At 29.8% G+C, this 18,133-nt stretch carries 19 protein-coding genes; 1 reads left to right on the forward strand and 18 read right to left on the reverse strand.

Annotated elements, in window-relative coordinates; genetic code table 11:
- Window positions 1-9 precede the first annotated feature (9 nt).
- From trxA to ABXG81_RS09200, 13 genes are all read right to left on the reverse strand, one after another.
- Window positions 10-318 carry a thioredoxin gene (gene trxA / locus ABXG81_RS09140; RefSeq protein WP_316115752.1) on the reverse strand — a complete coding sequence of 103 codons (309 nt, stop codon included), beginning with the start codon at window positions 316-318 and terminating at the stop codon, window positions 10-12.
- A gap of 579 nt (window positions 319-897) precedes the next feature.
- Window positions 898-1,896, reverse strand: a complete 999-nt coding sequence (gene pta, locus ABXG81_RS09145; RefSeq protein ID WP_117520547.1) for a phosphate acetyltransferase — start codon at window positions 1,894-1,896, stop codon at window positions 898-900.
- A gap of 136 nt (window positions 1,897-2,032) precedes the next feature.
- Window positions 2,033-2,506 carry a DUF4446 family protein gene (locus tag ABXG81_RS09150; protein WP_117520549.1) on the reverse strand — a complete coding sequence of 158 codons (474 nt, stop codon included), beginning with the start codon at window positions 2,504-2,506 and terminating at the stop codon, window positions 2,033-2,035.
- Window positions 2,506-3,063: a cyclodeaminase/cyclohydrolase family protein gene (locus ABXG81_RS09155; RefSeq protein ID WP_181965107.1), complete on the reverse strand. Its 558-nt coding sequence runs from the start codon at window positions 3,061-3,063 to the stop codon at window positions 2,506-2,508. The genes ABXG81_RS09150 and ABXG81_RS09155 overlap by 1 nt, the downstream gene beginning before the upstream one ends.
- The gene (locus ABXG81_RS09160; protein ID WP_316115749.1) at window positions 3,053-3,994 is read right to left on the reverse strand and encodes a ParB/RepB/Spo0J family partition protein; all 942 of its coding nucleotides are present in this window, start codon (window positions 3,992-3,994) and stop codon (window positions 3,053-3,055) included. Before ABXG81_RS09160 ends, ABXG81_RS09155 begins: the two co-directional genes overlap by 11 nt.
- Window positions 3,984-4,913 carry an AAA family ATPase gene (locus ABXG81_RS09165; protein ID WP_353528830.1) on the reverse strand — a complete coding sequence of 310 codons (930 nt, stop codon included), beginning with the start codon at window positions 4,911-4,913 and terminating at the stop codon, window positions 3,984-3,986. The genes ABXG81_RS09160 and ABXG81_RS09165 overlap by 11 nt, the downstream gene beginning before the upstream one ends.
- A complete protein-coding gene (locus ABXG81_RS09170; RefSeq protein ID WP_353528831.1) occupies window positions 4,891-6,111 on the reverse strand; it encodes a nicotinamide-nucleotide amidohydrolase family protein in 1,221 nt (406 codons plus the stop codon). The genes ABXG81_RS09165 and ABXG81_RS09170 overlap by 23 nt, the downstream gene beginning before the upstream one ends.
- Window positions 6,112-6,157: 46 nt before the next feature.
- Entirely contained in the window at window positions 6,158-6,943 is a 786-nt protein-coding gene (locus tag ABXG81_RS09175) for a type II CAAX endopeptidase family protein (protein ID WP_353528832.1), read from the reverse strand.
- 84 nt (window positions 6,944-7,027) lie between these two features.
- Window positions 7,028-7,666, reverse strand: coding sequence for a 16S rRNA (guanine(527)-N(7))-methyltransferase RsmG (gene rsmG, locus ABXG81_RS09180; RefSeq protein WP_209814297.1), 639 nt, complete (start codon window positions 7,664-7,666; stop codon window positions 7,028-7,030).
- Entirely contained in the window at window positions 7,659-9,560 is a 1,902-nt protein-coding gene (gene mnmG, locus ABXG81_RS09185; protein WP_117520562.1) for a tRNA uridine-5-carboxymethylaminomethyl(34) synthesis enzyme MnmG, read from the reverse strand. The genes rsmG and mnmG overlap by 8 nt, the downstream gene beginning before the upstream one ends.
- The gene (mnmE, locus tag ABXG81_RS09190) at window positions 9,547-10,911 is read right to left on the reverse strand and encodes a tRNA uridine-5-carboxymethylaminomethyl(34) synthesis GTPase MnmE (protein WP_353528833.1); all 1,365 of its coding nucleotides are present in this window, start codon (window positions 10,909-10,911) and stop codon (window positions 9,547-9,549) included. Before mnmE ends, mnmG begins: the two co-directional genes overlap by 14 nt.
- Before the next feature lie 130 nt (window positions 10,912-11,041).
- Window positions 11,042-12,307: a GntP family permease gene (locus ABXG81_RS09195; protein WP_117520566.1), complete on the reverse strand. Its 1,266-nt coding sequence runs from the start codon at window positions 12,305-12,307 to the stop codon at window positions 11,042-11,044.
- A gap of 2 nt (window positions 12,308-12,309) precedes the next feature.
- A complete protein-coding gene (locus ABXG81_RS09200; RefSeq protein WP_117520568.1) occupies window positions 12,310-13,446 on the reverse strand; it encodes a glycerate kinase in 1,137 nt (378 codons plus the stop codon).
- A 105-nt stretch (window positions 13,447-13,551) separates the two neighbouring features.
- Between ABXG81_RS09200 and ABXG81_RS09205 the strand changes: the two genes are divergently transcribed.
- Window positions 13,552-14,649 carry a sugar diacid recognition domain-containing protein gene (locus tag ABXG81_RS09205; protein ID WP_209814293.1) on the forward strand — a complete coding sequence of 366 codons (1,098 nt, stop codon included), beginning with the start codon at window positions 13,552-13,554 and terminating at the stop codon, window positions 14,647-14,649.
- A gap of 89 nt (window positions 14,650-14,738) precedes the next feature.
- Here the strand turns inward: ABXG81_RS09205 and jag are convergent, their stop codons facing one another.
- The 5 genes from jag to rpmH form a co-directional block, all read right to left on the reverse strand.
- Window positions 14,739-16,016, reverse strand: coding sequence for an RNA-binding cell elongation regulator Jag/EloR (gene jag / locus ABXG81_RS09210; protein ID WP_288222938.1), 1,278 nt, complete (start codon window positions 16,014-16,016; stop codon window positions 14,739-14,741).
- Window positions 15,982-16,740 (reverse strand): YidC/Oxa1 family membrane protein insertase, encoded by a 759-nt coding sequence (locus ABXG81_RS09215; protein WP_117520572.1) that lies wholly within the window; start codon window positions 16,738-16,740, stop codon window positions 15,982-15,984. Before ABXG81_RS09215 ends, jag begins: the two co-directional genes overlap by 35 nt.
- Window positions 16,741-16,789: 49 nt before the next feature.
- Entirely contained in the window at window positions 16,790-17,005 is a 216-nt protein-coding gene (yidD, locus tag ABXG81_RS09220) for a membrane protein insertion efficiency factor YidD (protein WP_117520574.1), read from the reverse strand.
- The gene (gene rnpA, locus ABXG81_RS09225; protein ID WP_117520576.1) at window positions 16,995-17,345 is read right to left on the reverse strand and encodes a ribonuclease P protein component; all 351 of its coding nucleotides are present in this window, start codon (window positions 17,343-17,345) and stop codon (window positions 16,995-16,997) included. Before rnpA ends, yidD begins: the two co-directional genes overlap by 11 nt.
- Before the next feature lie 64 nt (window positions 17,346-17,409).
- On the reverse strand, window positions 17,410-17,544 hold the full coding sequence (gene rpmH, locus ABXG81_RS09230; protein ID WP_117520578.1) for a 50S ribosomal protein L34: 135 nt from the start codon (window positions 17,542-17,544) through the stop codon (window positions 17,410-17,412).
- Window positions 17,545-18,133 lie beyond the last annotated feature (589 nt).

An 18,133-nucleotide genomic window follows, 5' to 3' on the forward strand; every position in this document is an offset into this window, starting at 1 on the left:
CATATCTCATTATAAGTATTTACCTATAGCTTGTTCAAGTACATCTTTTGATTGAAATCCTACCAAGCTTTCTTTTAACACACCGTCTTTGAAAATCATAAGTGATGGTACTGCATTTACATTATATTGACGGGCAATATCTTCTGAATTATCTATATCTACTCCATAGATATTGTATCCTTCTTCTTTATCAAGCTCCTCAAGGATCGGTGCTTGCATTTTGCAAGGTCCACACCATGTTGCATTGAAATCTACAAGGCTAAGTCCTTGTCCGTTTTCTATTTCTTCTCTAAATTCTACTGAATCTAATTCACGCATTATTGATCCTCCTATTATTTATTGATTATATTAGTTCAATTATGTTTTTTACCAGTAGGATAAATTTATTTTTAATTTAGTAGTTAGATAGCCTTAATCAACTAATCACCTAACTTCCATAACTAGTAGTGTGTATATTATACCCTTATTTTCTCTTTCTAAATTCATTTGCTCACATATAGCTCATTTGTTTTTTATAAATGACCTTTTTTACTAATATAATTATTGTATTATTGATTCTATACTACTATATAAATATTATTTTGCCTTTTTAAAAAGATCTTCTAGCACGCACTAATTTTATTACTTTTATAAGCTTTATATTATTAAGAAATTTAGATAGCTATAAGATCCTTATTAGCTGTAAAATCACAGCTAGGGATCAGATAAAAGTTTAATAAATATCCATTTACTATTAAAAAGATTTTTAAACTAATAAAAGAATAGATATAGATAAAACTAGCTTAGTATTTTCTTTTACCTTAGCTAAAGTACTTATTTTTCTACTTAAAATTTTCAAAAAATAAGGAGACCTCCTAATAGGTTGTCTCCTTATATAAATATCTATTATAAATAATATTAAGAAATTGATTTATCTACTGATTGGCTAGCAGTAATTATTGCAATTTCATAAACATCTTGTGCAGAGCATCCACGAGATAAGTCATTAACTGGTGCATTTAGACCTTGAAGTATTGGACCCAAAGCTTTATATCCACCTAATCTCTGAGCTATTTTATATCCAATATTACCTGCTTGTAAGTCTGGGAAAATAAATACATTAGCAGTTCCTGCTACATCAGATTTTGGGGCTTTGTTTTTAGCTGTAGCTGGATCGATAGCAGCATCAAATTGTAACTCGCCATCTAATGGTAAATCTGGATTTAATTCATGAGCTTTTCTAGTAGCTTTTGATACTTTATCAACAAGATCATGTCTAGCAGATCCTTTTGTTGAGAATGAAAGTAAAGCTACTCTTGGATCCATACCAAAACCTCTTGCAGTTTCAGCAGATTCTACTGCCACTTCTGCCATTTCTTGAGATTCAAGGGTAATATTTACAGCTGTATCTGCAAATACTAATTGTTCTCCATTAGGTCCTATCATAACCATAACTCCTGAAGCTCTTGATACACCTGGTTTTGTTTTAATAAGCTGTAAGGCTGGTCTAATTGTATCACCTGTAGTACCTACAGCACCTGATACCATACCATCTGCAATACCAGCTTTTACCATCATAACACCATAGTAGTTATGATCTTTTTTAAGCATGTATTCAGCATCCATTTTAGTAGCTTTGCCTTTTCTAGCTTCTACAAATAAATCAGCTAGTTTATCAAAACTTTCATCATAATTTGGGTCTATAATTTCAAGTTTTCCAAGTTTTAGGTTATTTTCATTAGCTACTTTTTGGATTTCTCCCTTATCACCTAAGATAATTGGATGAATAAGTCCTTCTTCATTATGTCTAATAGCAGCTTCTAAAATTCTACTGTCGTTTCCTTCTGGGAAAACTATTTTTAAATTTTTTCCTTCGATGGCCTCTCTAGCACTTTCTAATATTGATGAGTTTGCCATATTTCCTCCTTAAAATAACGTTTCATTACTTGTGCTTCTATTATACCCTTATTTGATAAAATATGACAAAGTTAATATTCAATAGATAATTTTTTTTCAAATAATATCGAAGTACTATGGTTAAATAGTTAAATTTTTAACCTTTTGCTTTTTTAAGAGCTTGATCTTCATATTCTGATAGTTCACTCTTAGATTGACCATTGACAATCTCCTTTAAATATATACTAGAACCATCTTTCCCATAGATACTAGTTAAGATTATTCCGTTATGAAAATTATCTAACATGCATAAACAAAATGATAGCTCATTTGTTCCATAATCAAATGCATCATATCTAACTACTGCTGTATTTGAAATAGCACCCATAGTAGAATCATGAGCATCTAAAGATCTTTGATCTATAGATCTTAGTTGTTTATTTGATGCTTCTATTTGATCATTTAAGTTTATTAATAATTCTTCTATGTTTACATCCTCATTATTTCCTCTTAGAAGATGATCATATCTTTTCTTTTGTCGGCGTAATTTGTTATTCATAGATTGAATCAAGGCAAACTCTATTATAACTATAATAGATAATATTGCTAAGATTACATAAATAGCTGTCATCATTTCCTTCTTTCAATAATTTTTTTATTTTTTTCATATAATTCTAAAGCTTGTTTTTTTATTTGTTCATAGTCTATACACACATTGGTATTTTTGATATTTACATCTATAGTAGAAAAAGCGGAGAAAATTGCTTCTCTTAATAGATTATTGGCAATTTCACCATCTGTTAAAGTGGATTTTTTGCCATAATTAAGATAAAACTCTAGTATTTCTAAAGACTTCAAGTTGATTTCTATCATTGATAAAAGAGCACTAGATGCTTTAAGGTAATCTTCTTCCTGGAGATCATTATCTTTAAATTTTGACATTAAGTAATTAAAGTTATTTACATCATCTTGCATCAAATCTTCTAAATTTTTGGAATACTCTAGTATTGTTTCATATGAAACAATTGCTTCTTCTTTTAGATTGTTCCATTCTTTTTTATTCATCATTAGCATTAAGTTAACAGCTAAATTTGACATTAAAATCAATATCGCTCCTCCACCTGGATTAGCTTCAGCTTTTCCTGTTTGTTTAATAAGGGTTGATACATCCATATCTTTAATCTTCATTTGCAAGCTTTTCATATAACTGTTCTATATCTTCAATAGTAAAGCAATCAATACTTACTTTATATATTTTATTTGACTTATCTATAGATACTTTAGTTGATAGTTTATCCATAAACTTTTCTTCTAAATCTTCTACTAATATCGCATCAATATTTGGACCATAAGTCTTACTTGTGCTCTTTAATTTGCTTGATTTTTTTCTTGTATTAGTTTTTTCAACTTTTCTAATATTTGTCTTACCTTTTATAAAATCGTCAAGGGTATTTTTTCTCTCATTATCATCCTTTATAGAAAGTAGAGTTCTAGCTTGACTTGAGGAAATTTTATTGTCATTAAGAGCTTTTTTTTCAAAATCATTTAAATTTAATAATCTCATGGTATTAGCTATATAAGATCTAGATTTTCCCATAGTATTAGCTATCTGTTCTTGTGTCATAGAATATTGACTTGCAAGCTTTTTATATGCACTTGCCTCTTCCAAAACTTTTAAATCCTCTCTTTGAACATTTTCAATCAAGGATAATATTTCAACTTCTTTTTTACTATAGTCCCTGACAATTGCATCTATCTCTTTTAATCCTGCTTTTTTACTTGCTCTATATCTACGTTCCCCTGCAATAATTTCATAATTATCATTAACTTTGGAAACCACAATAGGATTTAATAATCCGTATTCTTTTATAGAATGAGATAAATCAATAATTGTTTCATCATCAAAACTTTTTCTAGGTTGGTCTATTCTTGGCTTTATATTGTTTATAGAAATTTTTACTATCTTATCATTAAATCTACTTTCTTCAATGTTATTATATTGAGCTATAGAAGTTTTTAATTTATAGTCAGATGAATTCAAATCATCTACAGAAGAATCTTCATTAACTTCAGGTATTAATGAATGTAGGCCTCTACCTAAGGTTTTTTTATTTGCCATTAGTTACCTCACTCTCTTTATTCACTATCTCTCCCGCTAAAGATAAATAAGCTATTGCACCAGATGATTTTTCATCATACTCTATTGTTGAAAGTCCATGGCTTGGAGCTTCAGCTAATTTAGAATTTCTTGGTATCATAAACTTAAATACCTTGGTTTTAAAATAAGATTTTACTTCTTCTACAACTTCATAAGATAAATCAGCTCTCTTATCAAACATAGATAACAAAACTCCTTCGATTTCCAAATTTTTATTCAATTGTTTTTTTACCATATTATAAGTATTCATTAGTTCAATCACACCTTCTAGGGCATAGTATTCTGTTTGAATTGGTATTATAATAGATGAGCTAGCTACTAATGCATTTATAGATAATAAACCTAAAGATGGCGGGCAATCTATTAATACAAAGTCATATTGATCGTCAGTAAGATTTAAAAGAATATTTTTAAGTTGTTGAGTTCTCTCAAATGCATCTAGCTCAACTAACTCTACCTCTAGACCTGATAAAGCTGACTCCGATGCTATAAGATCTACTCCTGATTTTGTATGACTTATATAATTTTCTAAATCAAGCTCAGTATCATCAGTATCTTCTTTATTATTCTTTTCTAAGTTTTTTTCTAAATCTTTATTTTTCTTACTTTTATCTTCGCTATTTGTTATATCTCTAACCATTTCAGAGTTTGAATTTTCCTCAATATTGCTATTATCATCTTCATTTTCATAAAATAATTCATACAAGGAATTATCAATTTTATACTTATCCAATCCTAATCCAGTTGTAGTGTTTGCTTGTGGATCAATATCTATCACTAAAACTTTTTTGTCTAAATGATTTAATGCAACAGCAAGATTCACAACCGTTGTAGTTTTTCCTACTCCTCCTTTTTGATTAAAAACCGATATTACTCTCATAGTCACCTCTCATAATTAGTATAGCTGTATCAATAATTGCATTTTTTGCTCTAAGTCTTACTCTGTTTCTATCTCCATTTAGCTTAAGGTGTCTAGTATATTTCTTGCCATTATATAGTATCCCTATATAAACTTCTCCAGTATGTGCATATCCTGTACTAGCTAGACATAGATTACTTGATGTAAGCTTATACAATCCATCTAACATCTCAAGTAAAACTTCTTCGCTTACTACAGTATACTCTTTTATTGTTTCATATGAAACATTTAATAACTTATGCTTTACATCGTTCGAATAGGTTACATAAGACTCATTTATTACATCAGATGCACCAGAAACATCTATTATAGATGACGCAATCAATCCCCCCGTTATAGACTCAGCAGTGGATACAATCTCCTTTCTTTCTTTTAATAACTTAATCAAAACTTTTTCTTTAGGAATATCTTCTGTTGTTATTACATAAGCTCCCAGATTTTTTTTAATTAAATCCAATCCTTTTGTTAATTCTTTATCAACACTTTCTTCACTATTTCCTTTAGCGGTAACACGTAAAATAGGACCTTCATCAGTTATATACGGACTTATTGTAGGATGAGTGCAGTTTAAATCCATTCGCCTAGCCATATCCCATTCACCTAACATGCCTATCTTAGCATTTTTAGATTTCATTATAGCAATTTTATTTATATATTTACTAACTTCATTATTAAACATCGTTTTCATTTCATTGGGAGGCCCAGGCATAAGTATGTATTTTGTTCCAAGTGAGGATTCCATAATACATCCAGGTGCAGTACCAATAGGGTTATTTAAAATAATAGCAGATGTTGGAAATTTAGCCTGCTTAATATTAGCCTTTGCTGTTTCTTCATTACCATTAAAATACTCTATTAGTTTATTATATGAATACTCATCAACTTTAACTTCACTAACGAGATCACATACTTTAATAGCAACTTCTTTTGTTAAATCATCTGGTGTAGGTCCTAATCCCCCACTAGATATTACATAATCAACTTTACCATCACAAGCTTTAAAAGCATTATAAAGTCTTTTCTCATTATCTCCAATAGTCTCCATTTTATAAAGATCTATACCATTTTCCATAAGACGTCTAGCAATAAATTGAGAATTAGTATCTGTAATATTCCCTAGCAATATTTCTGTTCCAATCGAAAAAATTTGTGCTTTCATACTTACTCCTTTTCTATTTTTAGTATATCATAAATTTTATTAACAACTAATATAAGTTTTCATTGTCTTTATTATTTGTGATCAATCTATAAATAAAGTAAGCTCCTATAAAGAAGCATACGATTAAAATCACGCCTATAACATTAAGATACTGAGGTATTATGACAGATGAAATAGCTATCAAGTTATTGGAAGCATGAACTATAATGCAGTCGTATATATTTCTTCTATAATAATAAACTATAGATAAAACCATAGCTAGAAAAAATGTATTTATCCCTTGTAGCAGGTTCATATGATATAATCCAAATAAAACTCCATTAATAATTATAGCTTGCTTAAGCGAAAAAATCTTGTTGGTTTCATTGAATACAAATCCTCTAAACAAAACCTCCTCAGTAATTGGTGCTATTATTACTACTAATATTGTTTGTATTATAGTAGATAAAATGTCATTTGCATCAAAAGCTGCGTTTACTATATCTATACTATGATTAACAAGAATGTTGTCTTCTAATAAACTCATCAATAATCCTATAATCATATTTCCAAATCCAGCAGCACCAAATCCAATAATTATCATCTTCCAAGAATCAGATAAAAATCCTTTATTCCTAATATACGAAGCTCCATATTGTTTTTTCTTTATTTTAATAATTATATAAGTGCTTATAGCAATTAATAACTGAGTTATTAATAATATATAAAGTCCCGCATTAGGATTATCTGGATCAATTACTGCAAGAGACATAACTGCAGATACCAAATATGTAACTAATAATATAGCAAGTAAAGTAGCTATTATCTTTAAAAATTTTTTTATTTTATCCATACTATTCCTTTCGCTTTTTATAATTAAAGATTATACCCATTCTTTTTTTTTACAAAAAGTTTCATATGAAACAAAAAAAGAATCCTATAACGGATTCTTTTTCGGAAGATTCTTTCCCCTAGGATATTTAACTTTTGTTGGATGAATTTTTCTTACTATCACATTTACTCTTTCATTGCCAGCTAAATCAAATCTATCTAATTTTATTATTTCTCCACCTAAAACTTTAAGAGCGTTGCCTGCTTGTTCTAGTTCTTCATCAGCTTTAGGTCCTTTCATGGCAATAAACAATCCATCTACTTTTAAAAATGGAATACAAAGCTCAGATAGAGTTGACATATTTGCAACTGCTCGTGAAATAACAACATCATATTTTCCACGCTTCTCTTTCGCAAAATCTTCAGCTCTGGTATGGATTGCTCTTGTATTTTTAAGTTCAAGTTTTTCTATAACTTCATTCATAAATCTCACTTTTTTATTAACACTATCTATTAATGTCAAATCAAAGTTTTTTTCTATTCTTAATGGTATCCCAGGAAAGCCTGCTCCAGATCCCACATCCAGCACTTTACTATCCTCACTTATATAATCTATTATAGACAGTGAATCATCAAAGTGTTTTACTTTTATTTCACTAGGATCAGTTATAGTTGTTAAATTAGTATAAGAGTTTACCTCCAAGAGATGCTCTCTGTATATATCGTACATTTTATTTTTATCCACTTACTTCTCCAGTCTTTAATCTAATTAGTAAAACATTTATATCTGCGGGAGTGACTCCAGAAATTCTACTTGCTTGTCCTACAGATCCAGGTTTAATTTCATTTAATTTTGCTGATGCTTCTTTTTTGAGACCATCAATACTAGTGTAATCAAAATCACTTGGAAGTTTCTTTTCTTCAAGCTTCTTAAACTTATCAATATCAGCCATTTGTTTTGCTATATATCCCTCATATTTGATTTCTGTTTGTACTTGTATTTGTTGAAATTTTGGTAATATTGGTCTATCTTTATCTAATATTTCAACTTTAAAATAGTCTAATTCTGGTCTTTTTAACAAATCATAAAGTGAAACACCAGTTACTATAGGATTTGTTCCTAATTCCTCTAAAGTCTTATTTGTCTTTTCTGTTGGAGTTAAGATTATTTTTTTAAGTCGTCCTTTTTCTATATTTATAGCATCATACTTTTCTAACATTTTTTGATAACGCTCATCACTTGCTAAACCTATATCATGAGATTTTTTAGTTAAACGCTCATCTGCATTATCTTGACGCATGGTTAATCTATATTCACAGCGACTTGTCATCATACGATATGGTTCATTAGTGCCTTTTGTAACGAGGTCATCAATTAGTACTCCTATATAAGCATCTGACCTGTCTAGAATAAACGGATCTTCTCCTTTGATTTTTAGAGCAGCATTTATACCAGCTATAAGACCTTGTCCTGCTGCCTCCTCATAGCCACTTGAGCCATTGATTTGTCCTGCAAAATAAAGACCAGAATAATTCTTTGATTCTAAAGTCAGATTAAGATCACGAGTATCAATCATATCATATTCTATAGCATATGCCGGACGCATAATTTTTGCATCTTCAAGACCAATTATAGTCTTATAAAAATCCATTTGAACTTCTTGTGGCATTGATGATGAAACACCTTGAACATAAATCTCATCCGTTGACAATGATTCAGGTTCCAAAAATACTTGATGAACATCACGATCTGGAAATCTTATCATCTTATCTTCTATTGAAGGACAATAACGTGGACCAATGCCTTTAACATTACCGCCATAAATAGGAGATCTATCTATATTGTCCATAATTATTTGTTTAGTTTCTGGTGTTGTATAGGTCAGATAACAATCATATTGTTTCCTATTAGAAAAATCTTCACCTTCATTCTCAAATGAAAATGGAATTACTTCTTCATCGCCTGCTTGTATTTCTGTTTTTGTAAAATTTATAGTTTTTCTATCAACTCTAGCAGGAGTTCCTGTCTTGAATCTACGAAGTGAGAACCCCATCTTCTCAAGCGTATTAGATAGATAAGTTGCAGCAGAGAGACCATGAGGTCCTGAAATTTTTTCAAAGTTTCCTATCAGGATCTTTCCATTTAAATATGTTCCTGTACAGACTATAATTGCCTTACATGGAAATACAGCGCCTTGTATTGTTTCACATGAAACAATTTTGCCATCTTCATAGTTTATATTATCAACTTCTTGTTCGAAAATATCTAAATTAGCTTCATTTTCTATAACTTTTTTCATTTCTTCATGGTATTTTCTTTTGTCAGCTTGGACTCTTAGAGAATGTACTGCTGGACCTTTAGATGTATTAAGCATCCTCGATTGAATAAATGTCTTGTCTATGACCTTAGCCATCTCGCCACCCATAGCATCTATCTCACGAACTATATGTCCCTTTCCTGTACCACCAATATTAGGATTACAAGGCATATCCGCTATAGATTCAAGACTTGTGGTAAGAATCAATGTCTTCATCCCTAGTCTAGCAGAAGCTAGTCCTGCTTCACAACCTGCATGCCCTGCTCCTATTACAACAACATCATAAGCATCTTGTATATATTTATTTTTACTTTCCAACACAAAACTCCTTAAAGACCTTATCCATTATTTCATCTGAAACTGACTCCCCTATTATAAGTCCAAGATCATCATAAGAGCCTCTTAGATCAACCTCAACTGCATCAAGAGATATGCCCATCTTTATATCATATAAAGATGAGGCTAATTTTTCGCTAGCTGATTTTAATAACCTCTCATGTCTAGTGTTTGTTATTAGGATTGATTCGCGATTGATCTCTGATGCATCGAAGATTTTTGTTATAGTCTCTTCTAGTTTATCAATTCCTATATTTTCTGTCATAGAAGTTTCTATAATAGGTAAGTTCACATCCAACAAGGACTTATCAAACATAGAATCCAAATCCATCTTATTTAGAATGATAATAGCATTTTTATCTTCTATTAATTCTAATATTTTCTTATCTTCATCATCAAATTTTCTAGAAGTATCAAATAAGGCAATAATTAAATCACTAGCTTTAGATAGTTCTATAGATTTATCAACACCAATTTTTTCTACTATGTCCTCTGTATCTCTTATTCCTGCTGTATCATTAATTTTTAAAGTAAAGGATCCAAGATTAATATATTCACTTATAAGATCACGAGTAGTACCTGGTATATCAGTAACTATAGCACGATTTTCTTTTAGTAATGCATTTAAAAGCGATGATTTACCAACATTCGGCTTACCTATTATGGTAGTATTAATTCCATCTTTTACTATTTTGCCTTTATTTGAGCTATTAATTAGCTTCTCAATTTTATCATTAGCTTTTTGCATATAAGAAATTATCTCATCTGGAGATAGATCTTCCCCATCTTCAGTAAAATTTATAGAATATTCTAATCTAGATAGAGCTTCAAGTAAAAATTTACGTATACTATCTATTTCCTTTCTCAAAGATCCATTAAGTTGATTTATACCTTGAGCCTGGGAGAGATCATTAGTTGAATTAATTATATCAAGCACAGCTTCAGCTTGAGATAAATCTATACGACCATTAAGAAAAGCACGTTTAGTAAATTCCCCAGGCTCAGCAAGAACTGCTCCCTTATCCAATATTAAATTTAAGATCTTTTTTACAGAAATGAAAGAACCATGGCAATTAATTTCACAAATATCTTCTCTAGTATAGGTAGATGGACCTATCATAAAATTTACCATAACCTCATCTATAATCTCATCATCATCTACTATGTTTCCATAGCGCATTTTTCTATTATCTTTTTGACTATCTATAGGCCCACCATAGATAGGTCTAAAAATTTGATCAATTATTTCCTTACTCTTATCTCCACTCATCCTAACAATGGATATACCACCAGTACCTTGTGGAGTGGAAATAGCTGCTATAGTAGCTTCACTCATATATTTTCCTTTCATAGTACGATTAATATCCACTACTTTGACTAGTGGTCTATAACATATGAATTATAGTGGAAAAAGTTAAAATGTCAATGATTTGACCTAGATAATAGATGTTAAGTCTAAAAATCTATCAAATCAAATAAATAATTATAGCCGTAATTGTAGATGCAAATCCTACCAATGCTTCATAAGGGATAAGTTTTAATCTATCTTTAATTACCATTTTTACACTACCACCAGTAGCGTGGAAGAATGAACCGTGTGGCAAAGAATCAAGCACTGTTGCACCAGAATGAACCATAGCTGCTGCATTTATGCTATTTACATCTGCGCTAATTAAAGTATTGGCAAAAGTTTTTGATGCTATAGTTGCTCCAGCAGTAGTTGAAGCTGTTGCAGCTGCCATTAAAATACCAGATAACGGAGCCAAGATAAATGGTTTAAGATTTAAGGTATCTATTAAGCTTATCATATCTGTTTGTAAGTGTGAGTTTGATATAATACCTGAAAGTGTACCAGTCCCTATCAGCAGGGCACAAACACCTATTACTTTTGAAAAACCATATGCAGAATATTCACTTATATGTTTGATCTCTCCACAAACAAATAAGCAAACTATACCCCCTAATGGTAAGGCAATTAATGGATCAACCACTATATCGAATAATGGTCTAAGAGCAAGTAATATTACTACAGTAGCTGGTCCTGCTATAGCACTTGCAAATCTTGGAAGATCTTTTAAAGAATTGTCAACAATATCTATATCATTGTCTGTAACTATATCATTGAATTTCCTATTAATAGTTTTAGCTAAAATTATGGTAATTATTAAAGCAATTAATGCTGGAATAATATTTATCCCCATAAGTGAATTAAGATTTACTCCAAAAGCTTCACTAGTAGCAATAGTGTTTGGATTTGGACTTATGATATTGCCAGCTTTTCCTCCTCCAATCATTGCAAAAAGTGATGCAGATTTACTCATCTTTGTCCTTTTAGCCACCGCAAGTGCAATAGGAGCGGTTGTTATAACAGATATATCTATAAAAACTCCAACTGCACATATAATCATTGTAGATATAGATATGGATATAATAGCATTTTTTTCTCCTAACTTATTTACTATGGTTTCAGCTATCTTTTCTGCAGCCCCTGTTTTTACCAAGCATCCTGCAAGTATACCACTTGTCATAATTCTTAAAATTGAACTCATCATCCCAGCAGATCCTGATATCATAGCTTTAACAGTACCATCAAGGCCTCCACCTCCTATAATACCACCTATTATCGCTCCAAGAATCAGTGAATAAGTTGAGTGAAAATTTTTAATAATAAGTACAATCGCAATTAAAAGACCTAATACAGCACCTAAAGTACTAAATTCTATCCCTTCCATTTTTACCTCCACATATCTATAATATTAAATACTTGAGTGACACATCTATTCAAATTTTCTTTACTTTTTTCAATAGACATGGCTTCATTAATACTAGTTATTTTATCTATAATAGGAAAAAAAGCATCTATACCTTCATTATTTACTGCCACCGCTTCATTATCCACGATTCCAGCAAAAGCTATAACTGCTTTATTATATTTTTTAGCAAGTTTTGCAACTCCCACAGGAGCTTTTCCCATTGAAGTTTGGAAATCTATTTTACCTTCTCCAGTTATTATAAGATCAGCCTTCTTTATATGATTTTCAGCATCAAGTAAATTTAGTATTAGATCTATTCCATGACTTAAGTTTGCATCAAGAAAAGTCTTAAATCCATAACCTAAGCCTCCAGCAGCTCCTACACCCTTAATAGAATTATCTGCAGAACTTATGTATTGTTTTGTAATATTATGATATTTTAATAGTAGTTCATCTATAATTTTAACTTCTTCAGATGTAGCTCCTTTTTGTGGTCCATATACATAAGCAGATCCATTTTCTCCATTTAGAGGATTATCGACATCACAAGCTATATCAAAATCTGCTTCTTTAACCCTAGGATCCACTTTACTATCATCGATTTCTACTAGATCATAAACTCCCTCAATACCTGGCTTGATTTCATTACCATCTATATCTAAAAACTTAAATCCAAGAGCAGATAGCATACCTATACCACCATCATTAGTTGCAGATCCCCCTATTCCAATAACAAAGTGCCTTGCTCCTTTATCAAGAGCATCAATAATCATTTCTCCCACTCCGTATGTACTTGCTTTCATAGGTGAAAGTTTATCTTTTATTAGAGTTAACCCACTTGCTTGACTCATTTCCATTATAGCTAATCTACTTTTCTCAGAATAAGCATATCTAGCAATCTGACTTTCAAATAGGGGATTATTTACCTTAACTTTTATCTCCTCTATGTCAGATAAACCTATAAGAGATTCTACAGTCCCTTCCCCACCATCAGCTATAGGTAAGACTTCTACCTCGTGAGGGATTTTTCTTTTCTCTAAAGTATTCTTAATTGTATTGCCAGCCTCAATAGATGACAAACTTCCTTTAAAAGAATCCATCATAACTAAAATCTTCATATTACCTCCTATATATAAATTATATAAAACAATCATAAATAGTATAATGTTACTTATACTAAAATAATTAATATTATTACAAAAATAATTGTTACAGGAGATAGTATGGTAATAAGCAAAGCTATAGCTAAATCAATTGTTGATGAAATTAACACAATCATAAACGAGGATATAAATTTTATAAATACCAATGGAATCATTATATATTCCACTGATAAAAAACGAATATCAACATTTCATCAAGCAGGTTTTATTTGTGTAAAAGAAAACGTAGATGTAATTGTAAAAGATTTGCACACTTATAAGGGATCAAGGCCTGGCATAAATATGCCTGTTGTATTTAAAAATGAAGTTATAGGTGCTATAGGTATTACAGGAATCGGAAAAGAAATCATAAAATATAGCACAATTATTAAAAAAATGACGGAAATTTTAATCAAAGAAAATTATAACCAATCTATAGAAGCAAAAAATAGAGAAGGAATAAAATACTATATAGAAGGATTAATACACGGAGATAATCTAAATAAGGAAATAGACTTCTCAGATAAATTTCAAGATAAAATGATACTAGCTGTAGGAAAAAATTCCACTTCTCATATATCTATCGAATATATTGATCAGATATATGAAATACTGAACAAATATTTATATAGTAAAAATTGTATATATGCTGTATTTTTTAATGAAATAGTTATATATAGCTTTCATTGGGATTTAGATATTACCTATAAACAGTTAGAAAAAGTAAGTAATAAGATAAATCTTGCTACCAATTATAATCTCAAATTTGGAATTAGTGAATCATTTAATAATATTGAATTATCAAAAGAAATGTATAAGCAAGCAAATATAGCTCTTAATTGGGGAGAGATTTCAGGAACCAATAAAAAATTTTACGAATATAAAAATTTTGATTTAGAACTTTTACTAACCTCTGTAGATAAAAATTCTTTAAGTAAATATAGATCCACAGTTTTATCAAATATAGAAGATAAGGATTTTAATATATACAAGAATCTAATAGAAACTTATGTTAAAAACAACGGTTCAATAATAAAATGTGCAGATGAACTTTTTATTCATAAAAACACTGTACAATATAGGTTAAATAAACTTAAAGAAATAACCGGTTATGATCCCAGAAATATTAATGATTTAATAAGACTACATATTGGTTTTATGATTACAAATGTTGATTAATATTAAAAAAGCGGGTATTCCAGCTACGAACAGGAATACTCCGCATAAAGTATATTTTTATTAAGTTAAGTATATAAAATACTAAATTTCTATTTTTCATCTTCTCCAACATAGTCTACAACTACATATCTTTTAGGTTCTTGACCTTCTGAATGGCTATCTACATTTGGATGCTTACTTATCTCTTCATGGGCTAATCGTCTTTCATATGAGTTCATGTATTTAAGATTCCATGCTTTCTTACTTTTAGCTACTTTTTTTGCAGTATCTCTAGCAAGTTCTTTAATCTTTTCATCGCGACGTTTTTTATAATTATTTATATCTACATTTACTCTTAAATTATTAGCTCTTGAGTCAATTGATTTTCTTATAATAAGCTCTATAGCATCAAGAGTTGCCCCACCCTTTCCTATAGCAATACCTGTATCCTTTTCTTCTACTTTAGCATCTAGTTTAATTATAGATCCTTCTAGATTTCCATATACACTAGCATTTTCAAAGTGCATTTGTCTTAGAATTTCTTCCAAAAATTCCTTAGCTTTATAGTACTTATCTATATCTGTTTGTTGCTTATCATATACTATATCATGACTATTATTAGCTTTAAAGTCATCAGAAAGCTTTTCATTAATTTCATCTAAATTCTTATCAGTGTTAACCTCTGAATCAGATGATTCAAAGGTTAATTTTTCTGTAAGATTAGAACTTTCTGTTTTTTTATCAGACTTGATATTAGAATCATCCTCAAACTTAGTAAATAAAACTGAATTATCTTTTTCATTATTTTCTCTTTTAAGTTCTTCTGGTTCTATTGGTTGTCTATTTATATCTCTTTTTTCTAAAGAATCGATTCTTTGATCAAGGATTTTCGATAAATCTTCTGTATCTTTTTTATAAGTCTTGGAATTTTCTTCATAAGAATTGATCTTTTGAAGTCTCTCATAATTTCCAAGATTTTCTTCTTCATCTTTGATATTATGAATACTTTGTTCAAACTCAGCTCCATCACGAGCATAATCTTCCTTTTTAGAATCATCCTCTGCTATAGGACCTTCATCTTTATAATTTGCAGAAGCTTCGTCCTTATAATAATTGCTACGATCTTTTATATTATATTCACGATCGAAGTCAGAGCTTCCTACTGTATCTCTTTTAATCTCATCTTCAATATCTAAGAGAGCTTCATTTATATCTTCATCATAAGATATACGAACAACGGCATCCTTACTTCCAATCCCTAAAAATCCGCTAGAGCCTTCGTTTATAACTTCTATATCTACTTCTGACCTTTCTTTAGCAATTTCTGCTAGAGCGCGTCTAATAGCTTCATCTTTAGTTTTTGCTTGTTTTATTATTGACTTTCTCATCTTTTACCTCGAATGTTTGAACTTGTTTAGGTTTTTTAACTGTAAAATGCAATACAACCATTATTATAAGTCTTATAATAGAACTCATTGTATAATAAAGTGGAAGACCTGCTGGAAGGCTTCTAAACATGAAAAAATAGAGTAGAGGCATCATTAAAAATGTCTTGCTCATACCAGCCATAGGACCTTCTGACATTTGTGGATTGGTCTTCATTGAAAATAATTGAACACCAAATTGGGATAAACTCGTTAAAAGTGGAAGACCAAACCAATATGGGTCTTGTTTAGTTAAGTCACTTACCCAATAAAAATCTTTTCTAATACCTTCTATACCTTCTGGAAATACGAAAGTTTTAGTATCACGCATAACCCTAAATAAAGCAAAAAGAATTAAAAGTTGCAAAATCATCATTAAACAGGATGAGAAACCAGGATTGACTCCCTCTTCCTTATATAATTCTTGCATTTTCTTTTGCATAATTTGAGGATCATAAGAATATTTCTTTTGAATTTCATCCATCTTTGGTTTTATCTTTTGTGTACTTTCTGCTTGTTTTTGTTGAGAAATAGTAACTGGTACTGTAAGCAAAGTTACAAGCAGAGTCATAAGTATAATTGCAATAGCGTAAAAGCTTATATTGCTAGGTTCTACTTGATTTGCTGCAAGTGAATCGTATATCCACCTCATTAGCTTACCAAGTAAAGTAGCTATAAAATTTAACATAAATACTCCATAAATTTATTCGGGAAAACCCCTATGCAGGTCTAATAGTCTATCTAACAGGATCATAACCACCTTTAGAAAAAGGATTACATCTTAAAATTCTCCACAAAGACATAAAAAAAGCTTTAAAAAACCCATATTTTGTAAAACACTCGATAGCATATTGCGAGCAAGTAGGGTAGTATTTGCATTTTCCTCTGCCTAACTGTGGAGAAATGTAAGTTTTATAAAAATTAATTATTCTAATAAAAATTTTATTTAACATAAAAAATCTTATTCTTTTTAAATGCCTTGTTTAATACATGACCCAAGGTTTTTTTAAGAGACTTATAATCAAAGTCAGTTACATGCTTTTTAGGAATGATAATTATATCTACTCCATTAAGATTATTATAATTTTTTCTTACTATATCACGGAGCCTTCTTTTTAGTAGATTGCGCTGGTTAGCCTTGCCAATCTTCTTACTGATAGAAAATCCAAATCTGGGATGATCAAGACCATTATTTTTTATTAATATAGTAAAATCTCTATTAAAAAAAGCATCACTTTTCTTATATACACGCTTAAAATCTGTATCTTTTCTTAAACTAAGTCGCTTTTCCATTTGTGTCCTAAATTTCTAATAAAGCGATTGCTTAACTATAGGCTAATAAACTAGCCTACTATAATTAAGCAGATAATCTTTTTCTATTCTTTTTACGTCTTGCTTTTAGAACTCTTCTGCCACCTGGAGTAGACATTCTTTTTCTAAAACCATGATCTTTAGCTCTTTTTCTTCTATTTGGTTGATAGGTTCTTTTCATAGTTACACCTCCTCATAAAATTTTAGACTCATACTATTATATGTAGAAATAGTTAATATGTCAAGGTTTTTTGTTGATTTTAAGCTCTTATAACCCATCATAACAATAAATGAATAATATTTCTATCCATTAACTCATAAATATACAAATAATTACTGATAAGCTAATAATAATGCAATGTGTATAACTTTTTACATAAATTATTTCTCCACAGGATATTAACCAAAAAATTATATGGATAAATATAAGAATATATGTTTAAAAAAATCTAAAAGTTTGAATTCTCTTGATAAATATAAAAAGTTTTAATAAATACACATACTTATCCACAATTACACAAATATTATTAAGATAATATAAATATGATAATTAAGTTTTCCCAAAATTTATCTACTTCTTGTGGATAAGTTGTCAAAAGCTCTATTTTAGAGTATAATTTGATGTGTAAAAATATATGGAAAATCCCAAATTTCCTTTTTAAAAGATTAACTTTTGTGGAAAAGTTTTTAATTTTAAAATTTATGTAAAATTCATATTATTAAAATCCTTATTTTTAAATAAAAAACTTATAAACAGAAACTTATCCACA

Origin of the sequence: Anaerococcus nagyae (assembly GCF_040364225.1) — a bacterium.
GTDB lineage: Bacteria > Bacillota > Clostridia > Tissierellales > Peptoniphilaceae > Anaerococcus > Anaerococcus nagyae.

Bases quoted from the DNA above. Each gene is read 5' to 3' on its own strand.
- trxA (WP_316115752.1), bottom strand. From the start codon at position 318: ATGCGTGAATTAGATTCAGTAGAATTTAGAGAAGAAATAGAAAACGGA.
- pta (WP_117520547.1), bottom strand. From the start codon at position 1,896: ATGGCAAACTCATCAATATTAGAAAGTGCTAGAGAGGCCATCGAAGGA.
- ABXG81_RS09150 (WP_117520549.1), bottom strand. From the start codon at position 2,506: ATGACAGCTATTTATGTAATCTTAGCAATATTATCTATTATAGTTATA.
- ABXG81_RS09155 (WP_181965107.1), bottom strand. From the start codon at position 3,063: ATGAAGATTAAAGATATGGATGTATCAACCCTTATTAAACAAACAGGA.
- ABXG81_RS09160 (WP_316115749.1), bottom strand. From the start codon at position 3,994: ATGGCAAATAAAAAAACCTTAGGTAGAGGCCTACATTCATTAATACCT.
- ABXG81_RS09165 (WP_353528830.1), bottom strand. From the start codon at position 4,913: ATGAGAGTAATATCGGTTTTTAATCAAAAAGGAGGAGTAGGAAAAACT.
- ABXG81_RS09170 (WP_353528831.1), bottom strand. From the start codon at position 6,111: ATGAAAGCACAAATTTTTTCGATTGGAACAGAAATATTGCTAGGGAAT.
- ABXG81_RS09175 (WP_353528832.1), bottom strand. From the start codon at position 6,943: ATGGATAAAATAAAAAAATTTTTAAAGATAATAGCTACTTTACTTGCT.
- mnmE (WP_353528833.1), bottom strand. From the start codon at position 10,911: ATGAGTGAAGCTACTATAGCAGCTATTTCCACTCCACAAGGTACTGGT.
- ABXG81_RS09195 (WP_117520566.1), bottom strand. From the start codon at position 12,307: ATGGAAGGGATAGAATTTAGTACTTTAGGTGCTGTATTAGGTCTTTTA.
- ABXG81_RS09200 (WP_117520568.1), bottom strand. From the start codon at position 13,446: ATGAAGATTTTAGTTATGATGGATTCTTTTAAAGGAAGTTTGTCATCT.
- ABXG81_RS09205 (WP_209814293.1), top strand. From the start codon at position 13,552: ATGGTAATAAGCAAAGCTATAGCTAAATCAATTGTTGATGAAATTAAC.
- jag (WP_288222938.1), bottom strand. From the start codon at position 16,016: ATGAGAAAGTCAATAATAAAACAAGCAAAAACTAAAGATGAAGCTATT.
- ABXG81_RS09215 (WP_117520572.1), bottom strand. From the start codon at position 16,740: ATGTTAAATTTTATAGCTACTTTACTTGGTAAGCTAATGAGGTGGATA.
- yidD (WP_117520574.1), bottom strand. From the start codon at position 17,005: ATGTTAAATAAAATTTTTATTAGAATAATTAATTTTTATAAAACTTAC.
- rnpA (WP_117520576.1), bottom strand. From the start codon at position 17,345: ATGGAAAAGCGACTTAGTTTAAGAAAAGATACAGATTTTAAGCGTGTA.
- rpmH (WP_117520578.1), bottom strand. From the start codon at position 17,544: ATGAAAAGAACCTATCAACCAAATAGAAGAAAAAGAGCTAAAGATCAT.